Raw genomic sequence first — 15,338 nt, forward strand, 5'->3', positions numbered from 1 at the left:
TCAGATCAGCCCGTGTTCCCCCAGGTACTCCAGCTGCGCCCGCACCGACAGCTCCGCCGCCGGCCACAGGGAGCGGTCGACATCCGCGTAGACGTTGGCGACGACGTCGGCGGGGGTACGGTGGCCGGCCTCGACCGCGGTCTCCACCTGGGCGAGCCGGTTGGCCCGATGCGCCAGGTAGAACTCCACCGCCCCCTGGGCGTCGTTGAGCACCGGCCCGTGGCCCGGCAGGACCGTCGAAACGCCGTCGTCGACCGTCAGGGAGCGCAGCCGGCGCAGCGAGTCGAGGTAGTCGCCCAGCCGCCCGTCCGGGTGCGCCACCACGGTGGTGCCGCGGCCCAGGATCGTGTCACCGGTGAGGACCGCGCCATCGGCCGGGAGATGGAACGAGAGCGAGTCGGCGGTGTGGCCCGGTGTGGGCACCACACGCAGTTCCAGGCCGCCGGTGGTGACGACGTCGCCCGCTTCCAGGCCCTCGCCGCCGAGACGCAACGCCGGGTCCAGCGCGCGTACGGCCGTACGGGTCAGCTCGGCGAAGCGCGCGGCGCCGTCCGCGTGGTCCGGGTGACCGTGGGTCAGGAGGGTCAGCGCGATCCGCTTGCCGGCCCGTTCGGCGGTGTCGATGACGGCCGTGAGGTGGGCGTCGTCGAGCGGGCCCGGGTCGATGACGACCGCGAGGTCGGAGTCCGGTTCGGCGACGATCCAGGTGTTGGTGCCGTCCAGGGTCATCGGCGACGGGTTCGGGGCCAGCACACAGTGGGCGCGCGCGGTAGCCGGTCCTGAGATGACCCCGCCGCGGGGCTGGCCCGGGAGAGCGGCTGCTTCGGTCATGCGGGGGTCCCTCCCGAGGGGCTGGGGGTGTCCGGAGGGCCGTCGGGAGTGCCGTTCCCGGGGCCGTCGTCGGCCGGCGCGATGTGTTTGGTGAACTCGTCGTGGCCCGGCCAGCTCAGCACGATCTGGTCGTCCACGATCTTCGCGCGGGCCAGCACCGGTGTCAGGTCCTGGGCAGGGGCCGCGACCAGCGCGTCGGCCGCCGTGGCGTACGGCTGGAGCGCGCGCAGCATCGAGATGGTCGGCGGCATCATCAGCAGCTCGCCGCGGTCGTACCCGGCGGCGGCCTCGGCCGGCCGGATCCACACGGTCCGGTCCGCCTCTGTGGACGCGTTGCGGGTGCGCTGCCCCTCGGGCAGCGCCGCGACGAAGAACCAGGTGTCGTAGCGCCGCGGCTCGAACTCCGGGGTGATCCACCGCGCCCAGGCGCCGAGCAGGTCGGAGCGCAGCATCAGGCCGCGCCGTCCCAGGAACTCGGCGAAGGACAGCTCGTGGCCGACCAGCGCCGCGCGGTCCGCCTCCCAGTCCTCGCCCGTGGTGTCCGCCACGACCGTGTCGGCCGACGCGCCCGCGAGCAGCACCCCCGCCTCCTCGAACGTCTCGCGCACCGCCGCGCAGACGATGGCCTGCGCGGTGGCCGGATCGACGCCCATCCGGACCGCCCACTGGGTGCGCGACGGCCCGGCCCACGCCACCGGCGCCTCGTCGCGCGGGTCGACGGAACCGCCCGGATAGGCGTACGCGCCTCCGGCGAAAGCCATGGAGGCGCGTCTGCGCAACATATGGACGACGGGGCCGCCGGAGTCGGTGTCCCGCAGCAGCAGGACGGTCGCGGCCCGCCGGGGCCTGGCAGGGGTCAGCTCGCCGCTCGCGAGCGCCCGGATGCGGTCCGGCCATTCCGGCGGATACCACTGGCCATTGGTCGTCGACGACATGGCCGGATGCTATGCGCTCGCGCGCGGATGTTCGAGGGTCCCTACGGCACGAAGGGCGCTCTCCGGACGCGCACCACCGGAGTCCGCCGGATCACGAACGCCCGTCGGCAGCCCGCATGGACGCCAACGCCCCGCGTCCGACGGCTATTCCGCGATCTCGACCTGGATCTCGACCTCGACCGGGGCATCGAGCGGCAGCACCGCCACGCCCACCGCGGACCGGGCGTGTACGCCCTTGTCACCGAGGATCTCGCCGAGCAGCTCACTGGCACCGTTGAGGACGCCCGGCTGGCCGGTGAAGTCCGGTGCGGAGGCCACGAAGCCGACGACCTTCACGACCCGCTGGATCTTGTCCAGGTCGCCGGTCACCGACTTCACGGCGGCCAGCGCGTTCAACGCGCAGGTCGCGGCGAGCTCCTTGGCCTGCTCGGGGCCGACCTCGGCACCGACCTTGCCGGTGACCGGCAGCGCGCCGTCCACCATCGGCAGCTGGCCGGAGGTGAAGACGTACGCGCCGGAGCGCACCGCCGGCTGGTACGTGGCCAGCGGCGGCACGACCTGCGGCAGCTTCAGCCCCAGCTCCGCGATCTTGTCCTCTACGGCGCTCACGCCTGCTTCTCCCGCTTCAGGTAGGCCACCAGCTGCTCGGGGTTGTTCGGGCCCGGCACGACCTGAACCAGCTCCCAGCCGTCCTCGCCCCAGGTGTCCAGGATCTGCTTCGTCGCGTGCACGAGCAGCGGCACCGTTGCGTATTCCCACTTCTTGGTCATGCGGCGAGCGTAATGCCTGTCCACGGCCGCGGCGGACGGCGCCCGGCGTGCCTCGCTCAGCAGCGGTCACGGAGCGATCATGAAGCGCCCCCTAGGGGACATCCCCGAGGCCGTCCCTGACGTATCCGCGACAGAAGCTGGGGGTTTCCCGGGTGTATCCCGTGCGTATCGCGGACGCGGACTGGTTAGGCTCCTGGGCGTGAGCAGGCTCCATGTCGTCAGCGGCAAGGGCGGCACCGGCAAGACCACGGTCGCCGCCGCCCTCGCCCTGGCCCTGGCCACCGAGGGACGACGTACCCTCCTGGTCGAGGTCGAGGGCCGGCAGGGCATTGCCCAGCTGTTCGAAACCGAAGCGCTTCCGTACGAGGAACGCAAGATCGCCGTGGCACCCGGAGGCGGCGAGGTGCACGCGCTGGCCATCGACGCCGAGCGCGCCCTCCTGGACTACCTCCAGATGTTCTACAAACTCGGCACCGCGGGCCGGGCGCTGAAGAAGCTCGGCGCCATCGACTTCGCCACCACCATCGCCCCCGGCCTGCGGGACGTCCTGCTGACCGGCAAGGCGTGCGAGGCCGTGCGCCGCAAGGACAAGAGCGGCGGATTCGTCTACGACGCGGTCGTGATGGACGCCCCGCCGACCGGCCGGATAACCCGCTTCCTGAACGTCAACGACGAGGTGGCCGGGCTGGCGAAGATCGGCCCGATCCACAACCAGGCGCAGGCCGTGATGCGGGTCCTCAAGTCGCCCGAGACCGCGGTGCACATGGTGGCGCTCCTGGAGGAGATGCCGGTCCAGGAAACCGCGGACGGCATCGCCGAGCTGCGCACCGCCGGCATCCCGGTGGGCGGCATCGTCATCAACATGACCCGCCCGGCCGTGCTGGGCAACGGCGACCTGGACATCGCCGCCCGCGGTGCCCGTACGGCCGTCGCCAAGGCGCTCTCCCAGGCCGGGCTGGGCGGCGCGCGCCGCGGCGGCCTGGCCGACCGGCTGATCGACCCCCTGCTGGAGCAGGCCCGCGAACACGCCGAGCGGGTCGAGCTGGAGCGCGCCGAGCATGCCGAGCTGACCGCCATCGGCCTGCCCACCTACGAGTTGGAGCTGCTCCCCGAGGGAGTGGACCTCGCCGGGCTCTACCGCCTGGCGAGAGACCTGCGGAAACAGGGGCCCATATGACCTCGGACGACACGACGCTGGACGCCTCGGCCCCGTGGCTGGAGGTCGATGCGCTGATCGACGACCCGCGCACCCGCATCGTGGTGTGCTGTGGCGCGGGCGGCGTGGGCAAGACCACCACCGCCGCGGCGCTGGGCGTACGGGCGGCCGAGCGCGGCCGCAAGGTCGTCGTACTGACCATCGACCCGGCCAGACGGCTGGCGCAGTCGATGGGCATCTCCGAGCTCGACAACGTCCCCCGCCAGGTCAAGGGCGTCGACGACGCGGCAGGCGGTGAACTGCACGCGATGATGCTGGACATGAAGCGCACCTTCGACGAGATCGTCGAGGGCCACGCGGACGCCGACCGGTCCCGCGCCATCCTGGAGAACCCCTTCTACCAGTCCCTGTCGGCCGGTTTCGCGGGCACGCAGGAGTACATGGCCATGGAGAAGCTCGGCCAGCTCCGCGCGAGCGACGAGTGGGACCTGATCGTCGTCGACACCCCGCCGAGCCGCTCCGCGCTGGACTTCCTGGACGCGCCCAAGCGCCTCGGCTCCTTCCTGGACGGCAAGTTCATCCGGGTCCTGATGGCGCCGGCGAAGGTCGGCGGGCGGGCCGGGATGAAGTTCCTGAACGTCGGCATGTCGATGATGACCGGCACCCTCAGCAAGCTGATGGGCGGCCAACTCCTGCGTGACGTACAGACGTTCGTGGCCGCCATGGACACCATGTTCGGCGGCTTCCGCACCCGCGCGGACGCCACGTACCGGCTGCTCCAGGCGCCCGGTACGGCGTTCCTCGTGGTGGCCGCCCCGGAGCGGGACGCGCTGCGCGAGGCGGCGTACTTCGTGGAGCGGCTGGCCGCCGAGCAGATGCCGCTGGCCGGCCTCGTACTGAACCGGGTGCACGGCAGCGGCGCCGCGCAACTGAGTGCGGAGCGGGCGCTGGCCGCCGCCGAGATGCTGACGGACCGGCTGTCCGAGGACGCCGACGCCGGGCCGGACCATGACGAAAATAATCTTGAACCGGACGGCATTGTGGATCTCGACGGCGGGAAGGCTGGAACACGTACCGCCGGCGGCCTCTCCCCCGCTGCCGCGGCGGAGCATGTGGTATCCCCTTCGGCCTCGGCGGCGCAACTCGCCGCCGGGCTGCTGCGGCTGCACGCGGAACGCATGCAGGTCCTCGCGCGCGAACGGCGCACCCGGGACCGCTTCACCGCGCTGCATCCCGAGGTCCCGGTGGCGGAAGTCGCCGCGCTACCCGGCGATGTCCATGACCTCGCGGGCCTGCGCGCGATCGGCGACCGCCTCGCGCTCGGCCCCACCGACGCCGACGACTGACCCACCACCGACGACCGCCTCACCGGAGCCGGCAACGACTGCAACGACCGCCCGGCACCACACCGCCACGGCCCTCCCCGGGCCACCCGCTCCGAGGCCGCCCGCTCCACACTCATCCGATCCGAGTCCGCCCGACCAGAGCCCGTCCGACCAGCCGCTTCGGCCAGTCGCCTCGCCCCGCCCGGACGCCCCACGTCCGCCGTCCGTCGCCGTCCCGCACCACGGACAGCCTTCGCACGCCCGGCACAGATGCCACACGGGCACCACGCACAAGCCACGCGGGCACCATCGCGCGCCCACGCCACGAGCACATCACCCCGGCGTCCAACCCCGGCGCACCCGACTCCAGGGCACGCCAAAGTCACTGACGGGCCATCGTCATTGCCCGGTCCGGCTCGGCCGAAGTGCTCGGCTAGCCGACCGCGGCGAACTCGTTGAAGGCCTCGTCGTCGCAGTCCACCGGCAGGATCCCGGTGCTGCGCTCGTATTCCGTACGCGCTGTTTCCAGCAGGCGGCGCCATGACGTCACGGTCGGGCGGCGACGCAGCAGCGCCCTCCGCTCGCGTTCGGTCATCCCGCCCCACACGCCGAACTCCACCCGGTTGTCCAGGGCGTCGGCCAGGCACTCCGTGCGTACCGGACATCCGGTGCACACTGCCTTGGCGCGGTTCTGTGCCGCACCTTGAACGAACAGTTCATCCGGATCGGTAGTGCGGCAGGCTGCCTGTGCACTCCAGTCGGTAACCCAGCTCATGCTGGCGCCGTCCTCTCCCGAATTGAGGCTCCCCCACGGCGGCAATCGGCATATTCACCGTTGCCAGTTGAGGACGTTACGGAAGGCAGGCAGGGCGCAACACCCCCTTCGGGCCCAATCTTGAATGGCCCGAACGGACTATGCGTATGCGGCAGATCACCCGACGGAGTGACCGCGCGACATGCGTCACATTCACCACAAGGAAGACATTTCGGTGTGGTCACGCGGGATTTCTGGCAGCGCGAGCACGTTCGTGGGACACGGTCCGCACGGGGAGAGGGGCTTGACGAACTGGGGCGTAACCATTCCGCTGTGGCAGGCGAGAACAGGTTAAGCGAACAGGTGCGCCCCTGTCCGGCGATTGAGAACGTAGGCTGCCCTCATGGCTAAGAAGCGCGACGGCGGGGGTCTGAGCAGGACCCAGCAGGCCGCCAAGTTCCTCGGTGTCAGCGTCCTGGCGGGTGCCGTGCTGGCCGGTCTCGCGCTTCCGGCAGCCGGGGCGCTCGGCCTCGCCGCCAAGGGGTCGGTCGAGGGCTTCGACGAGATCCCGGCGAACCTCAAGACCCCGCCGCTCAGCCAGCGGACCACGATCCTGGACGCCGACGGCGGCGAGATCGCCAAGGTCTACTCCCGCGACCGCACCGTCGTCGGCCTCAAGGACATGTCGCCGTATATCCAGAAGGCGATCGTCGCGATCGAGGACGCGCGCTTCTACCAGCACGGCGCGATCGACATGAAGGGCATCCTGCGCGCGGTCAACAAGAACGCCCGCTCCGGCGGCGTCTCCGAGGGCGCCTCGACGCTGACCCAGCAGTATGTGAAGAACGTCTTCGTCGAGGAGGCGGGCAACGACGCGGACAAGGTCGCGCAGGCCACCCAGCAGACGATCGGCCGCAAGGTCAAGGAGCTCAAGTACGCGATCCAGGTGGAGCAGGAGCTCGGCAAGCGGAAGATCCTGCAGAACTACCTCAACATCACCTTCTTCGGGCAGCAGGCGTACGGCGTCGAGGCGGCCTCCCAGCGCTACTTCAGCAAGCACGCCAAGGATCTGAAGCTGGAGGAGGCGGCCCTGCTGGCCGGCATCGTCCAGTCCCCGAGCCGCTACGACCCGGTCAACTCCCCCAAGGAGGCCACCCGGCGCCGTAACACCGTCCTTCAGCGGATGGCCGATCTGAAGGACATCTCCCAGGCGCAGGCCGACGCGGCCGCCGAAAAGCCGATCGACCTGGCGGTCAGCCGCCCCAAGAACGGCTGCATCACCGCCGTCGACGGCGCGGGCTTCTTCTGCGACTACATCCGCAAGGTCTTCCTCGGCAACAAGACCTTCGGCAAGACCCGCAAGGCCCGCCTCAAGCTCTGGGACCAGGGCGGCATGACCATCCGCACCACCCTCGATCCGCAGACCCAGAAGTCGATCCAGGCCTCGGTCAGCAAGCACGTCTACGACGACGACCCGGTCGCCAGCGCCGCGGCGATCGTCGAGCCGGGCACCGGCCGGATCCTCGGCATGGGCCAGTCGCGCCCGTACGGCTTCGGTCCGAACCAGACCCAGCTGAACCTCTCGGTGGACGAGAACATGGGCGGCGGCGCCGGCTACCAGCCCGGGTCGACCTTCAAGCCGGTGATCGCGGCGGCCGCGCTGGAGCAGGGCACCAGCCCGTACCAGCAGTACTCGTCGCCGTACCGGATGCCGTATCCGAGTCCGGTGCAGACCTGCAACGGCGAGTGGACGGGCACGGAGAGCACCCAGAACGAGAACAAGCGGGAGGTCGGCCCGTACGGCATGAAGGAGGCGACCGCGAAGTCGGTCAACACCTACTTCGTGCAGCTGATCAGCGATATCGGTATCTGCCCGGCGGTCAAGATGGCGCAGGGCATGGGCATCGAGCGCGCGGACGGCAGGAAGCTCCAGGAAGTGCCGTCCATGACGCTCGGTGTGCAGGAGATGTCGCCGCTGACGATGGCCGCCGGGTACGCCACGTTCGCCAACGGCGGCCAGTACTGCAGCCCCGTCGCCATCGAGTCGATCACCGGCCCGCGGGGCAAGGCGATGAAGGTTCCGCAGGGCAGCTGCCGGACGGCGATGTCCAAGCGGACAGCGGACACCATAAACGCCCTGCTGAAGGGTGTCGTCGAGGACGGCACCGGCAAGCAGGCCGGCCTCAAGGGCCGGGACAGCGCGGGCAAGACCGGCACCAGCGACGACCGCTACGCCGCCTGGTTCGTGGGCTACACCCCGAACGCGGCCGGCGCGGTCTGGGTCGGCGACCCGCTGCACAACCGCAAGATGTACAACATCACCATCGGCGGCGTCCCGCACGAGAAGGTCTACGGCGCCGACACCCCGGGCCCCATCTGGCGCGATGCGATGACCGGCGCTCTGGCCGGCAGGCCCGCGCCGGCGCTGCCCACCGTCCCGATCAACGATCCGGGCAAGGACAAGGGCGACGACGGCAAGGGGAAGGGCAGGGACCGGCCCGGCCGGGGCCACGGCGGCGACGACAAGCCTGGCGACAGGTGGCACCTCCCGGGCTTCCCGGACATTCTGGGCGGCGGCGACGGTGGCTGGTAGCCGGGCCGTGATGACCGCGGGGTGACACGGGTCACGTTCACGGCCGTGGAGAGATGGCCGTGGAGACATGCCCATGGAGGCATGCCCGTAGAGACACAGAGCCGCAGGGATGTGGAGCCATAGGCACGCGGAGAACGGGCTGAGAACGGACCGCGTCCCACAGCCCTGAGGACACAGAGAAACCTGGGGACACAGAGAAAGGGGCGCCCTCCCGATGGGGGCGCCCCTTTTCCGTACGCGCGCCGCTACCCGTTACCGAGCCGGCCCGCGGCTCGGCTCCGCTCAGCCGCCGGCCAGCAGCTTCTTCACCACCGCGGCCACCCGGCCGCCCTCGGCCCGGCCCGCCACCTGCGGGTTCACGATCTTCATGACGGCGCCCATCGCACGCGGCCCCTCGGCGCCCTCGCCCTTGGCCTGCGCCACGGCCGCCGCGACCAGGCTCTCCAGCTCCGCGTCGGTCAGCTGCTTGGGCAGATAGTCGGCGAGCACCTCGCCCTCGGCGCGCTCCCGCTCCGCGGACTCGGCCCGGCCGCCCTTCTCGAACGCCTCGGCGGCCTCGCGGCGCTTCTTCGCCTCCCGCGTGATGATCTTCTCGACCTCGCCGTCGGACAGCTCGCGCGCCTCGGTGCCGGCGACCTCCTCCTTCTGGATCGCCGTCAGTGTGAGGCGGAGGGTGGAGGAACGCAGCTCGTCGCGCGCCTTGATCGCGGTGGTGAGGTCATCCTGCAGCTTGGACTTGAGCGTGGTCATGCCGTCGAGTATGCCCCGCCCCACTGACAACCGCCGCGCCTTTTCGCGCCCGTGCCCCCGCCACCAGGGGCGAGCGGCGCCGTAACCCCTCCCCAAGGCTCGCCGCGCGGCGCGCTCCGCGACTCTGCGACGATGGAGAGATGCGCGCGCGATACGGAGTCCCCCTGTCCCTGACCGCAGTCGGCGCGGCCGGCCTGGCCTACGCCGCCGGCTTCGAAGCCCGCTCGTTCCGCCTCCGGCGCGTCACCGTGCCCGTACTGCCCCGCGGCATGCGGCCGTTGCGCGTCCTGCAGGTCTCCGACATCCACATGGTCCGAGGCCAGCGCAAGAAGCAGCGCTGGCTGCAGTCGCTGGCCGGGCTGCGCCCCGACTTCGTCATCAACACGGGCGACAACCTCTCCGACACCGACGGCGTCCCCGAGACGCTGGACGCACTCGGCCCCCTGATGGAGTTCCCCGGCGCCTACGTCTTCGGCTCCAACGACTACTACGGCCCCAAGCTGCGCAATCCGGCCCGCTACCTGCTGGAGCGGGTCCAGGGCCGGCACGGCCTCAACGGCAACGCGCCCGCCGTCGGCGTCGTCCGCAACCCGTGGGAAGACCTCCGCGACGCCTTCGACACGGCCGGCTGGGTCGGCCTGTCCAATTCCCGCGGCCGCCTCAAGCTGGAAGGCATCGAGATCGCCCTGACCGGCCTGGACGACCCGCACATCAAGCGCGACCGCTACGCCGAGGTGGCCGGCGGCCCGGAGTCCGACGCCGACCTCTCCCTCGCCGTCGTGCACGCCCCCTACCTGCGCTCCCTGGACGCCTTCGCCACCGACGGCTACCCGCTGATCCTGGCCGGCCACACCCACGGCGGCCAGCTCTGCATCCCCTTCTACGGAGCCCTGGTCACCAACTGCGACATCGACACCGACCGTGCCAAGGGCCTCTCCACCCACACCGCGGCCGGCCGCACCTCCTTCCTCCACGTCTCCGCCGGCTGCGGCACCAACCGCTACACCCCGGTCCGCTTCGCCTGCCCCCCGGAGGCGACCCTGCTGACGCTGACGGCGCCGGACCGCGGCTGACGCCGAACGAGCGGGGCTGATCACCACCGTGATCGCCCAGGTCAGCCCCGCTCCCCCGCTCCGCGAGAACCGGATTTCGCCTACGGGGATCAGTCCGCTAAAGTAGAGCTCGTTGCTTCGGGGTGTAGCGCAGCTTGGCAGCGCGCTTCGTTCGGGACGAAGAGGTCGTGGGTTCAAATCCCGCCACCCCGACAGAGGTCAGAGGCCCATCCGCGTGATCGCGGATGGGCCTCTGACGTGCTCGGGGGCCAAACAGGGGGCCAAACGAAAATGATCAGGCTACGGCGCCGCCCTGTTCCTGATCCCCGGCGAAGATGTCGTCCATTGCTTCAGCACCCTTCGTGATCACGGGCCGGAGCTGCTTGCGATAGACGGCCTCCGTCGTGGCCTGACTGCTGTGGCCGACCAATAGAGCGATGCTCTCCAGCGGGATGCCGTGGTCAGAGAGCAGGGACACGAAGCTGTGTCGGAGTTCCCGCGGGGTCCACTCCGGCTCCAGCCCTGCCTTTTTCACGATCGCCTTGAAGTCCCGCCGGACGTTCGCCGCGTCCAGTGGCTCGCCGCTCCGAGTCGTGAAGACACGGCCGGTCGGACTCCACTCCATCCCCCGCGATGCCCGCTCCTGCTTCTGCCATCGCTTGTGCTCTTCGAGCACATCGACCACCTGCCTCGGCAGGGCGATGGTCCGCCGGCTCTTCCTGGTCTTCGACACGCATATGGAACCCCTCACGGAGCATCGCCCAGTGAACGGCCCAACCGTCTACGGCTTCCTCCGACTCCCCAAGAGCGCCGCCGCCCGGCAGACGGCCCTGACCGAAGCCCTGGCGGAGTACTGCCGCAACCACGAGCTGGTGCTGGGCGCGATCTTCATCGAGCGCGGCACCGGTGCGAACGCCCACAGCGCGGCGTTCACCGGGCTGCTGGACGTGCTCGACATGCCGGATGTCTACGGAGTGGTCCTGCCTGCCGCCTCCCACCTGGGGCCCAAGCCGATAGCCGCCGAGCGGAAGCGGGAGATCGCCGGATCCGGAGTACGGCTGATGCTCGTCCGCGACAGCAAGCCGGCCCGCCGGACGCCACACCGCTCTCGCCGCCGCACTCCCAGCTCTACCCCTGCCCTGGACGCCGAGACATGAGGCTCGCCATGCCCGATGCCATCAAACGATTCTTTGCCCCTGTCCCCGAATCCGTGGGGCTGGCCCGTGACTTCGTCCTCCGCACCCTGGCCGCCTGGGACCTGGAGGGACGGGTCGATGACGTTCGCCTCTGTGTCTCCGAGCTGGCCACCAACGCCCTCGCCCACGGCACACGCCGCGGCTGTGGCTTCTACGTCACGATGAGTGCCGAGGACGACATCGTCCGTGTCGAGGTCCACGACTCCAGCCCCCGCCGGCCCCGGCTCCGTCGCCCCACCAACGATGACGTCTCCGGCCGCGGCCTGCACATCGTCGCCATGCTCTGCGATGACTGGGGCGTCGAGGAGCGCGGTGTGACGGGCAAGGTCGTCTGGTCACGCTTCAAGACCGCCCCGGCGGCCAAGGGGGCACCATGCTGACCACCTGCACTCAGCCGCCCGCCGCAGGCCCCGGGCCCGCCTGCTGGCCGCCCTGGGCGCCTGGACCTGGCTCGGCGTCGACCCAGCCGACACCGACCTCGCGTACCTCCTCCTCGCCCATCCGCCCGGCCGCACCGGGCACGACACTGCGGAGGCCATCGAGGCCCGCATGCGGCACCTCTCCGCATTCCTGGGTGGCCTGGCCGAACCGCAGGGCGCCGTCGCGGATCCTTAGTGATCGGCCTGGACCCACTGCCGCGAAGTGCCGACCTCCCCCGCGTCGACGCCTACCTCGATGCCGGCCTCGCCTCCGGCCGCCTCCTGTTCGGCCTCGCCCGCCCTGCCTGAACGCACCAGCCACCACCCATGCACTGCCCTGACTCCCAATGAGAGGGAACGGCCATGGAATCCTTCGAACGCGCCCGGCTGGACGCCTACTTCGCCAAGATCGCCACCCAGTTCGCACCCACCGGCCAGGTCACCTCATTCCTGGTGACCCACTTACTGCCCGAGCGTCCCGGTTTCGTCCGCGCGGTCGCCGCGATGAGTCGCCTGCGAGCGGTCCTGCCCAAGCCCAAATCCATCACCCCTGCCGCCCAGCGCGAGGTCGAAAAGGCCATCCCGGTAGACACGCTCTCCCGTGAGCTGTTCGCCGATCCCGACGCCGCGCTGGACTACTTCGCCCCCGCCCTCGCCGAGCTGCACGCCCGCTTTTCCGGGCAGATCCTCGGAGTGATCGAGGACACCGAGAACGGCCACCGCCGCTACCAGGACCTCGACAAACTTCCCTGCCCAGTCGTTTCAGTGGCCCGCTCACCGCTCAAGGACCCCGAGGACTTCCTGGTCGGCCAATCGGTGGTCTTCTGCACCGAAGCCGTCATGCGCGGCCGCGGCGACATCCTCCATGGTCGCCCCGCGCTGGTGATCGGTTTCGGCAAACTGGGCAGCTCCATCGCCCGCCTCCTGCACGCCAAGGGAGTCCAGGTCACCGTCCACGACATCGATCCCGTCCGCCGCACCCAGGCTCTGTCCCAGGGCTTCACCGTTGCCCGCGACCGAGAGGACGCGCTGCGGGGCGCCGGACTGGTGCTCTGCGCGACGGGTGCGATCTCGCTGCACGGCGAGGACTTCGGGCACCTCCGCAACGGTGCCTACGTCGCCACCGTAACCAGCAGCGAGGACGAACTGGAACTCAGCAGCCTGCCGGATGTCTACACCCGCACCACGGCCGGCGAACACATCACCCGCTACCAGACCACCGGTCACTTCTTCTATCTGGCGAACGGCGGCAACGCCGTCAACTTCCTCCACGGCGCAAGCGTTGGGCCGTTCATCTTCCTGGTCCAGGCCGAAATCCTCGCCGGGATCAGGATGCTCACCCGCGGAGACCTCGCCCCCGGCATCCACGAGGCCGACGCAGACGACCGCGCCGCAATCGCGGCGACCTGGCTCTCCTACTTCAACAGGTGATCACCATGGCCATCACGGCAGACCACATCCGCACCATCCTCACCGCCTACCTCGACGAGCACCCCGACGAGAAGCCCACGCTCGCCCCCGTCCTCCACCTCCTGGACGAGGGGGCCGACCTGGCCAGCCGCAAGGAGTTCCGCGGGCACGCGACCGCCGGCGCCGTCCTCGCCGGGCCGGACGGCCGCATCCTGCACATCCACCACCTCGCCCTGGACAAGTGGCTCCTGCCCGGCGGCCACCTCGAAGCCGACGACAGCACCCTCTTGGACGCCGCCCGCCGCGAACTCGCCGAGGAAACCGGCATCCCCGCTGACACCGTCGCCTCGGTCGACGACACCCCACTCCACATCGATGTCCACCCCATCCCGGCCAACCAGGCCAAGAGCGAGCCGGGCCACCAGCACATCGACTTCCGCTTCCTCTTCCGCACCACGGCCGAGGTCGGTGAACTGCAGACCGAGGAGGTCACCGACGCCGCCTGGCGCACGGTCGAGACCCTCCACGACGAGCGACTGAAGCGACGCGTCGCAGCGGCTCTGCGCTGACCCCAACAGCTGGCCGCCCCTGCGTCTGCGAGCTCCGACGCAGCCAGGGGCGGTTCCCTGCCCCGTCAGCTTCGCTACTGAGCCGCTACGCGTCGACGTGTGCGACCCACTCGTAGACCGGCAGCGAACCCTCAGGTGTGTCTTCCCATCGGGGCGTCACCTTGAAGCGTTCGTAGCCGCCGCCGTGCTGCACGCGGATCTCAATACCTGGCGGGGTGATCGGCACGATGCGCTGCTTCAGGCCATCTGGCCCTCCTTCAAGCAAAGCCTTGGGCGAACTGCTCACGACGATCCTCCATACCTCTGGCGAAACCGTCTCTCCACGATGTCAACGGATGGCAGCCGACGCTTGCTGGAGGCCCGAACGGGTGACGGTCTGCGACCAGGCAGGCCGTCACCAAATGCCGTTTCGAGGCCCTGAAAAGCGATGACCGGCTTTATGCACCCGATCCGCGCGGAGGCGCTCGATACGCGGAAGATACCGACATCTCATGGCATCTCGCCGCACTCGCCATTCGTCGAACTGTAAATGCAGATATGACTTCCAGAGATGCGTGCAGAGCTTTTTCATGGCGATTATCCAGCAGGTGGCATGTGAAGGGTCTGGTGCCCAAAAATACCTGTATCTGCGCAGGTCAGAATGGTGCTGCAGCAGTGAGGTACGTACCAGATAAAACCGGACAGTAAGTTGCCGCACGGCCTGTTGACGTGATTGCATCCTGCGATACGCGCCGTCGGCATGACGCCCGGATTCGGGTGCCGGACGGCCGTAAAATCGGCCGGATTTGCTTTATCGGTAATCCCCGTCCGACGCTAGTCCAGAAACCCAGAGCATTGAAGGGAACGGCACGCCATGCGTAACGGATTCACCCCTGAGATCGACGCCTCCGAGATTACCGAGAGCGAGCTGGACAACATTTCCGGTGGTCTCGCCAGCTTCGGCGGCGAGATCGCCGGCCACGGTGGCACCGTGACCATCGGCGACGCCGCCGGGACGGCCCAGTCCCTCGCGCCTGCCACGCCCGCCATGCCCGCCTCGCCGATCGACGGTCTGGTCACGGTGGAGACCACCGGCTTCTGACAGCGGCCTGCGCTGCGCGACAAGGCATGAGGCCAGGAGCATCCACGCGAACCACCGGTGCAGTGGCCTACCGGTAGGACTGGCCGGAACCCCGGGACACCGAGTCCCGGGGTTCGCCAGCATGGGGGCGGCGGGCCCGGAGCGGGCGACAGCTTCGGATGAAGATGGCGTAACGCGCCGCCAAGCGCCTTGGAAGATCCGAACGTTGTCGCAGACCACAGTGCCGTCACTACTTGCGGAGGTCCGCTTCCGGAGCACGATGAGCGGCCGTGCACGGCGCAGCACCGGCGCTGCCCGGTCCGCACCCGCACCCGCACCCGCACCCGCACCCGCACCCGCACCCGCGGCGAACTCCGCCGCTCCCGGCGCCCACTCCTGCTGGGGCCACCTCTACGCCGACCCGCTGTGGCCGCTGCACGGCGCCAACCTCGGCACCTTGCTGCGTACCAGCTATGTGGTCGGCCCTGTCTGACCGTGCCGCGGTTCTTCTGGGTGCC

General features: G+C 69.9%; 20 protein-coding genes and 1 tRNA gene. 11 read left to right on the forward strand and 10 right to left on the reverse strand.

Going from position 1 to position 15,338, the window contains the following annotated elements:
* From FCH28_RS33780 to sp36, 4 genes are all read right to left on the reverse strand, one after another.
* Window positions 1–831, reverse strand: a complete 831-nt coding sequence (locus FCH28_RS33780) for an MBL fold metallo-hydrolase (protein ID WP_136744035.1) — start codon at window positions 829–831, stop codon at window positions 1–3.
* Window positions 828–1,766, reverse strand: a complete 939-nt coding sequence (locus FCH28_RS33785) for an NUDIX hydrolase (protein WP_136744036.1) — start codon at window positions 1,764–1,766, stop codon at window positions 828–830. The genes FCH28_RS33780 and FCH28_RS33785 overlap by 4 nt, the downstream gene beginning before the upstream one ends.
* 144 nt (window positions 1,767–1,910) lie before the next feature.
* Window positions 1,911–2,375, reverse strand: a complete 465-nt coding sequence (locus FCH28_RS33790; RefSeq protein ID WP_136744037.1) for a RidA family protein — start codon at window positions 2,373–2,375, stop codon at window positions 1,911–1,913.
* Window positions 2,372–2,536 carry a Sp36 family protein gene (gene sp36, locus FCH28_RS33795; RefSeq protein ID WP_136744038.1) on the reverse strand — a complete coding sequence of 55 codons (165 nt, stop codon included), beginning with the start codon at window positions 2,534–2,536 and terminating at the stop codon, window positions 2,372–2,374. The genes FCH28_RS33790 and sp36 overlap by 4 nt, the downstream gene beginning before the upstream one ends.
* Before the next feature lie 199 nt (window positions 2,537–2,735).
* Here sp36 and bagA point away from each other — a divergent pair, with 199 nt between their 5' ends.
* Window positions 2,736–3,713 carry an ATPase BagA gene (gene bagA / locus FCH28_RS33800; RefSeq protein ID WP_136744039.1) on the forward strand — a complete coding sequence of 326 codons (978 nt, stop codon included), beginning with the start codon at window positions 2,736–2,738 and terminating at the stop codon, window positions 3,711–3,713.
* On the forward strand, window positions 3,710–5,038 hold the full coding sequence (gene bagB, locus FCH28_RS33805) for an ATPase BagB (protein WP_136744040.1): 1,329 nt from the start codon (window positions 3,710–3,712) through the stop codon (window positions 5,036–5,038). The genes bagA and bagB overlap by 4 nt, the downstream gene beginning before the upstream one ends.
* Window positions 5,039–5,450: 412 nt before the next feature.
* Here the strand turns inward: bagB and FCH28_RS33810 are convergent, their stop codons facing one another.
* A complete protein-coding gene (locus FCH28_RS33810; protein ID WP_136744041.1) occupies window positions 5,451–5,792 on the reverse strand; it encodes a WhiB family transcriptional regulator in 342 nt (113 codons plus the stop codon).
* Window positions 5,793–6,174: 382 nt separating this feature from the next.
* Between FCH28_RS33810 and FCH28_RS33820 the strand changes: the two genes are divergently transcribed.
* Window positions 6,175–8,364 (forward strand): transglycosylase domain-containing protein, encoded by a 2,190-nt coding sequence (locus tag FCH28_RS33820; RefSeq protein ID WP_136744042.1) that lies wholly within the window; start codon window positions 6,175–6,177, stop codon window positions 8,362–8,364.
* 282 nt (window positions 8,365–8,646) lie between these two features.
* On the opposite strand, the gene FCH28_RS33825 is transcribed toward FCH28_RS33820, so the two are convergent.
* Window positions 8,647–9,114, reverse strand: a complete 468-nt coding sequence (locus FCH28_RS33825) for a GatB/YqeY domain-containing protein (protein WP_136744043.1) — start codon at window positions 9,112–9,114, stop codon at window positions 8,647–8,649.
* Between the two features lie 140 nt (window positions 9,115–9,254).
* Here FCH28_RS33825 and FCH28_RS33830 point away from each other — a divergent pair, with 140 nt between their 5' ends.
* Both FCH28_RS33830 and FCH28_RS33835 read left to right on the forward strand, forming a co-directional pair.
* Window positions 9,255–10,187 (forward strand): metallophosphoesterase, encoded by a 933-nt coding sequence (locus tag FCH28_RS33830; RefSeq protein WP_136744044.1) that lies wholly within the window; start codon window positions 9,255–9,257, stop codon window positions 10,185–10,187.
* 118 nt (window positions 10,188–10,305) lie between these two features.
* Window positions 10,306–10,379 (forward strand) — tRNA-Pro (locus tag FCH28_RS33835).
* Between the two features lie 82 nt (window positions 10,380–10,461).
* Here the strand turns inward: FCH28_RS33835 and FCH28_RS33840 are convergent.
* Window positions 10,462–10,899, reverse strand: coding sequence for a tyrosine-type recombinase/integrase (locus FCH28_RS33840; RefSeq protein WP_246103447.1), 438 nt, complete (start codon window positions 10,897–10,899; stop codon window positions 10,462–10,464).
* Window positions 10,900–10,930: 31 nt separating this feature from the next.
* Between FCH28_RS33840 and FCH28_RS33845 the strand changes: the two genes are divergently transcribed.
* Window positions 10,931–11,323 (forward strand): hypothetical protein, encoded by a 393-nt coding sequence (locus tag FCH28_RS33845; protein WP_342781681.1) that lies wholly within the window; start codon window positions 10,931–10,933, stop codon window positions 11,321–11,323.
* An 8-nt stretch (window positions 11,324–11,331) separates the two neighbouring features.
* The gene (locus FCH28_RS33850; protein ID WP_136744046.1) at window positions 11,332–11,742 is read left to right on the forward strand and encodes an ATP-binding protein; all 411 of its coding nucleotides are present in this window, start codon (window positions 11,332–11,334) and stop codon (window positions 11,740–11,742) included.
* Between the two features lie 10 nt (window positions 11,743–11,752).
* Here FCH28_RS33850 and FCH28_RS38400 read toward each other — a convergent pair whose 3' ends face one another.
* Both FCH28_RS38400 and FCH28_RS39800 read right to left on the reverse strand, forming a co-directional pair.
* Complete coding sequence (locus FCH28_RS38400) at window positions 11,753–11,920, reverse strand: hypothetical protein (protein WP_169314321.1); 168 nt, start codon at window positions 11,918–11,920, stop codon at window positions 11,753–11,755.
* A gap of 53 nt (window positions 11,921–11,973) precedes the next feature.
* Window positions 11,974–12,096: a hypothetical protein gene (locus FCH28_RS39800; protein ID WP_281289778.1), complete on the reverse strand. Its 123-nt coding sequence runs from the start codon at window positions 12,094–12,096 to the stop codon at window positions 11,974–11,976.
* 48 nt (window positions 12,097–12,144) lie between these two features.
* Here FCH28_RS39800 and FCH28_RS33855 point away from each other — a divergent pair, with 48 nt between their 5' ends.
* Window positions 12,145–13,212 (forward strand): NAD(P)-binding domain-containing protein, encoded by a 1,068-nt coding sequence (locus FCH28_RS33855; protein ID WP_136744047.1) that lies wholly within the window; start codon window positions 12,145–12,147, stop codon window positions 13,210–13,212.
* A 5-nt stretch (window positions 13,213–13,217) separates the two neighbouring features.
* Window positions 13,218–13,760: an NUDIX hydrolase gene (locus tag FCH28_RS33860; RefSeq protein WP_136744048.1), complete on the forward strand. Its 543-nt coding sequence runs from the start codon at window positions 13,218–13,220 to the stop codon at window positions 13,758–13,760.
* 85 nt (window positions 13,761–13,845) lie between these two features.
* On the opposite strand, the gene FCH28_RS33865 is transcribed toward FCH28_RS33860, so the two are convergent.
* Window positions 13,846–14,046 carry a DUF5988 family protein gene (locus FCH28_RS33865; RefSeq protein ID WP_187363992.1) on the reverse strand — a complete coding sequence of 67 codons (201 nt, stop codon included), beginning with the start codon at window positions 14,044–14,046 and terminating at the stop codon, window positions 13,846–13,848.
* A 567-nt stretch (window positions 14,047–14,613) separates the two neighbouring features.
* On the opposite strand from FCH28_RS33865, the gene FCH28_RS33870 reads away from it, so the two are divergent.
* Together FCH28_RS33870 and FCH28_RS39550 are read left to right on the forward strand one after the other, a co-directional pair.
* On the forward strand, window positions 14,614–14,841 hold the full coding sequence (locus FCH28_RS33870) for a hypothetical protein (RefSeq protein ID WP_136744049.1): 228 nt from the start codon (window positions 14,614–14,616) through the stop codon (window positions 14,839–14,841).
* 259 nt (window positions 14,842–15,100) lie between these two features.
* Window positions 15,101–15,313 carry a hypothetical protein gene (locus tag FCH28_RS39550; protein ID WP_246103448.1) on the forward strand — a complete coding sequence of 71 codons (213 nt, stop codon included), beginning with the start codon at window positions 15,101–15,103 and terminating at the stop codon, window positions 15,311–15,313.
* Window positions 15,314–15,338: the final 25 nt, after the last annotated feature.

Source organism: Streptomyces piniterrae (assembly GCF_005048155.1).
GTDB classification, from domain to species: Bacteria; Actinomycetota; Actinomycetes; order Streptomycetales; family Streptomycetaceae; genus Streptomyces; species Streptomyces piniterrae.

Coding starts and splice junctions, on each gene's coding strand:
- FCH28_RS33780 (WP_136744035.1), bottom strand. CDS start 831: ATGACCGAAGCAGCCGCTCTCCCGGGCCAGCCCCGCGGCGGGGTCATC.
- sp36 (WP_136744038.1), bottom strand. CDS start 2,536: ATGACCAAGAAGTGGGAATACGCAACGGTGCCGCTGCTCGTGCACGCG.
- FCH28_RS33830 (WP_136744044.1), top strand. CDS start 9,255: ATGCGCGCGCGATACGGAGTCCCCCTGTCCCTGACCGCAGTCGGCGCG.
- FCH28_RS33810 (WP_136744041.1), bottom strand. CDS start 5,792: ATGAGCTGGGTTACCGACTGGAGTGCACAGGCAGCCTGCCGCACTACC.
- FCH28_RS33855 (WP_136744047.1), top strand. CDS start 12,145: ATGGAATCCTTCGAACGCGCCCGGCTGGACGCCTACTTCGCCAAGATC.
- FCH28_RS33850 (WP_136744046.1), top strand. CDS start 11,332: ATGCCCGATGCCATCAAACGATTCTTTGCCCCTGTCCCCGAATCCGTG.
- FCH28_RS33785 (WP_136744036.1), bottom strand. CDS start 1,766: ATGTCGTCGACGACCAATGGCCAGTGGTATCCGCCGGAATGGCCGGAC.
- FCH28_RS33860 (WP_136744048.1), top strand. CDS start 13,218: ATGGCCATCACGGCAGACCACATCCGCACCATCCTCACCGCCTACCTC.
- FCH28_RS39550 (WP_246103448.1), top strand. CDS start 15,101: ATGAGCGGCCGTGCACGGCGCAGCACCGGCGCTGCCCGGTCCGCACCC.
- FCH28_RS33870 (WP_136744049.1), top strand. CDS start 14,614: ATGCGTAACGGATTCACCCCTGAGATCGACGCCTCCGAGATTACCGAG.
- FCH28_RS33820 (WP_136744042.1), top strand. CDS start 6,175: ATGGCTAAGAAGCGCGACGGCGGGGGTCTGAGCAGGACCCAGCAGGCC.
- FCH28_RS33825 (WP_136744043.1), bottom strand. CDS start 9,114: ATGACCACGCTCAAGTCCAAGCTGCAGGATGACCTCACCACCGCGATC.
- bagB (WP_136744040.1), top strand. CDS start 3,710: ATGACCTCGGACGACACGACGCTGGACGCCTCGGCCCCGTGGCTGGAG.